The organism is Acidobacteriota bacterium, from assembly GCA_040756905.1.
Lineage (GTDB): Bacteria > Acidobacteriota > Aminicenantia > JBFLYD01 > JBFLYD01 > JBFLYD01.
In genome coordinates this window covers 1-3515 of record JBFLYD010000039.1, presented here as the reverse complement: position 1 = coordinate 3515, position 3515 = coordinate 1, and the positions used below count along the sequence as shown (strand labels likewise).

6 protein-coding genes are annotated in these 3515 nt (G+C 32.7%); all 6 read left to right on the top strand.

Annotated features, from left to right (window positions below):
• Nucleotides 1–380: 380 nt before the first annotated feature.
• The 6 genes from AB1410_06315 to AB1410_06290 all read left to right on the top strand — a co-directional run bounded on the left by AB1410_06315 (nucleotide 381) and on the right by AB1410_06290 (nucleotide 3440).
• A complete protein-coding gene (locus AB1410_06315) occupies nucleotides 381–587 on the top strand; it encodes a hypothetical protein (GenBank protein MEW6456309.1) in 207 nt (68 codons plus the stop codon).
• Nucleotides 572–976: a type II toxin-antitoxin system VapC family toxin gene (locus AB1410_06310; GenBank protein ID MEW6456308.1), complete on the top strand. Its 405-nt coding sequence runs from the start codon at nucleotides 572–574 to the stop codon at nucleotides 974–976. The genes AB1410_06315 and AB1410_06310 overlap by 16 nt, the downstream gene beginning before the upstream one ends.
• A gap of 85 nt (nucleotides 977–1061) precedes the next feature.
• Nucleotides 1062–1325: a hypothetical protein gene (locus AB1410_06305; GenBank protein ID MEW6456307.1), complete on the top strand. Its 264-nt coding sequence runs from the start codon at nucleotides 1062–1064 to the stop codon at nucleotides 1323–1325.
• Nucleotides 1291–1725: a PIN domain-containing protein gene (locus AB1410_06300; protein MEW6456306.1), complete on the top strand. Its 435-nt coding sequence runs from the start codon at nucleotides 1291–1293 to the stop codon at nucleotides 1723–1725. Before AB1410_06305 ends, AB1410_06300 begins: the two co-directional genes overlap by 35 nt.
• Nucleotides 1726–1785: 60 nt before the next feature.
• The gene (locus AB1410_06295) at nucleotides 1786–2616 is read left to right on the top strand and encodes a hypothetical protein (GenBank protein MEW6456305.1); all 831 of its coding nucleotides are present in this window, start codon (nucleotides 1786–1788) and stop codon (nucleotides 2614–2616) included.
• Nucleotides 2617–3047: 431 nt separating this feature from the next.
• Nucleotides 3048–3440 (top strand): hypothetical protein, encoded by a 393-nt coding sequence (locus tag AB1410_06290; GenBank protein ID MEW6456304.1) that lies wholly within the window; start codon nucleotides 3048–3050, stop codon nucleotides 3438–3440.
• Nucleotides 3441–3515 lie beyond the last annotated feature (75 nt).

Below are 3515 nucleotides of genomic sequence, written 5' to 3'. Positions count from 1 at the left end.
GTCAAGCCACTCTCCTTTTTTCTTATACAATATTTTCTCTCCCTTGCATAGGAATTTGATATTTTCAATGTTATATCTATATTTTAATAAAAATATATTATAGTCAGGTCTCAACATTTGACATTTCATTAAAAGACTCAAGTGTCAATATTTGATATTAGATAAAAAATATATTTATGGAAGCTTTAAATAAAATCTAAATGTCAAATGTTGAGACCTGACCCCTCTAAATTCTCTTATATAAATAATTCAATAAATTGTGTTATTTAATAACATGTTCTTTCTCCCTCCGAATTTATGAATAAAGTTGAAGTATAACGGCAAATTGTAAAATTAGGATATTTTAGGTATAATATTTTTAAAAAAGGAGCTAATGAAATATGAAAGTTAAAGGGAGAATTAAAGGAAAGACAATTATTTTAGAGAAAGCTTTGTCGATTCCAGATGAAACTGAAGTTGAAATTGAGCTTCTCTTAGCTGAAGAATACATAAATTCTGTATTTGGGATTTGGAAAGATCGTGATGACATTCCTGATTCATCAAAATGGATAGAAGAGAGAAGAGAAAAAGATTGGAAAAGAATGTAATTTTTGATACAGATATACTAATCGATAATTTCAGAGGGATTAAAGAAGCAAAAGATTTTCTCAATTCATTCAGAAAAGAAAATCGTTTTATCACTGCTATTTCAGTGATGGAGATTTTCCGAGGTGCCAGAAATAAAAATGAATTGAGCGCTTTTAAATTATTTTTCTATTCAGCATTTAAAGAGATTATTTATGTAAATGAGAGAATATGTCAATTTGCTGTTGAGTTAATTTTAAATTATAGTATTTCTCATGGAATTCTTCTACCAGACGCATTTATTGCTTCAACAAGCATGATAAGAGAGATGGAACTCATCACAAGAAACGTAAAACATTTTAACTTTATTCTAGGAATAAAACTCAGTTATCCCCCTTATAAATCACAATAAACTCATTAAGAGTTTCTGATAATTATACAGGAGGTATTGACATATATTTTTCCCATTTGTATAATGTAGCCATGAAGGTGGTCATATGAGATTTATAACAGTGAAAGAATTTAGAGATAATGCTACTAAAGCTTTAAAAAGCAAAGATCCTTTAATTATTATGAGACGAGGAGAAGTGGCAGGGATATTTCTTCCAACACCCTGGGAGACTATACCAATAGAGTTTAGAAAAGAACTCTTTGTAAAACTTGTAGATCTCATAAAAAAAGACCTTGAAGCTAAAGGAATAGCGGAGGAAGAGGTTCTTAGAGATTTTGAATCTTATAGAAAGACTCGTCGTAGACGCTAATCCTCTTCTTTCTGCAATAATTGGAGGTAATGCAAGTAAGATATTTATCCTGACAAAAGAAATACAATTTTTCACTACCGAATTTACTCTCAAAGAAGTTGAAAGATACATACCAAAATTTTCAGATAAATGGAAGATTTCTGAAGATAAACTTTACCTTGCATTGATCACACTGCCAGTAGTTGCTTATGGAGAAGATCTTTATAGAAATGAGATAAAAAAAGCAAAAGAGTTGATAGAAAAGAGAGATCCAGATGATTTTCATTTACTTGCTCTTGCATTAAGATTAAACTGCCCTATATGGACTAATGATCAAGATTTTAAAGAAATCGACGTTGAAGTTTTTACTACCTATGATTTGTTGAAAATTTTAAATATCAATTCTCGAAGAGGTTCCTGAATCTCTTGTTATCCGGTATAATGCTTGATATAGACTAAACAAACCAGACAAAGGAAATCAATGGATGATTTAGCCTCAAAAATAAAGCAATACTGCATAAAGACTCTTCGCAATGAACTCAATGAGGATGAGCTCACCGATTTTCTCCTCACACTCAAGAGGTTCTTCTACCCATTTGCAAAAAGATATTATAACCGCTTCCTCTATTACGAAGGCTACACCGTAAACGACATTCTCCTTGGCTCATTTGCAATAATTTTCTCCCAGAATGAGCTTGGTCAATTTCCTTGGTTCAAAAATACATTCAGCCCTTATGAGATTGAATCTCTCAAAGAGGAAGACTTTCTCGAAATTTTCCTCCCCCGTCTCAGAAAGATTATAAAACAGCAAATTCATGAAATAACAATTTCTATAGACCCTCAATCCTTTAAAATCAGAAGAGAACTCCTCATCTGCATCAGAAGACATCCTGATTTGAAAATAAAGACTATCGATGGAGACACAATTGTTTACAAAAACTCTAACCTTAGACTTGACAGAAAGCCTATTTCACTCGATGAGCTTCTTTCCCTCTCCATGACCATGAAAATTGCCTCAGCTCAAATGCCAAAGATAGTCTCGACACTTTTAAATCAGGTTGAGCTTTGCACTGAATACAGAAATTTTTTCTCACTCCAGGAAATAATATCAATTTATAAAAATTTATTGGAGCTAAACTTAAGATATGAAGCGAAAACTGATTTTGAGAAGAGCTTTAAAGAAGAAATAAAATTTGATTTCGAAAGGGTTCTTCAATCTACAAAAAATCTCATCGAAAATAAAATCTCCAGATACATCGAAGAGAAAAAGGTTCTCTCCCTCTTATGGAAGAAAATTATCCCTCTGTGTTGAAGATTATCTTAAAGATTTGCTGAGCTCATCTGAAACAAAATCCTTTTTCCATTACTATTCCTTCCGTTTCAATAGAATCAGCTACAGGAAATACAGAAAAGAGAGAAGAAAGATTTTCGAATACCTCATCCGCCTCTCAAAAAATTTCATAAAAAATAGCATAAAATTTTCTGCAGATGAAAAATGCAACACTAAATAATATATATGGAGGGGTTATTTAGAGGATGAAGGGGGAGTGAATGTTTATGATTAAAAATTTATATATTTTGCCTTTATTTATGAGGGCGGTAGCCTATGCTTTTCACTCTTCACCCTTCACAGTTCACGATTCACGGCCTTTCTCGGTGGTAGGATATTTGTTAATAGGGATAAGGACCATTTTTTAATAGGGCAAACTTAATAAGGACGATTAGAGGTTGGAATATATGCTAATGCAACTAACATCATCAAGAAAAAGAGATAAAAAGAAATATAAAAAAGTTGCGTGTTCCATTTTTTCCAGAACTCTTTTTGGCAATATCTCCAGCAAAAACTCCATCCTAATCACCTTTCCCGCCTACATGCCGGATGAGATTCTCTATTTCTATGCAGCTCAGGACCTGAGCACTTTCATGGAATATTATAGCGAAATAATTGCCCTTAAATCCCTTAAAGGAGACATACTCCTTCGCATTCTAAAGAACACACAGACTGAGGAATTCACTCTCTATCTAATCTCCGAAGATGAGCGTCTTTATAAATACTGTCTTGTAAAAATTCAGGGAATAAATAGAGGGGAGTGCACCCCTTGCATAGGACAAAAAAATAAGACACTATCTATGTAAGGAGGCAGCAAGTGTCTGGTAAAAAAAGAGTATTTAGCCCTGAATTTAAGCTTCAGGTTATTCAGGAAGCTGAAG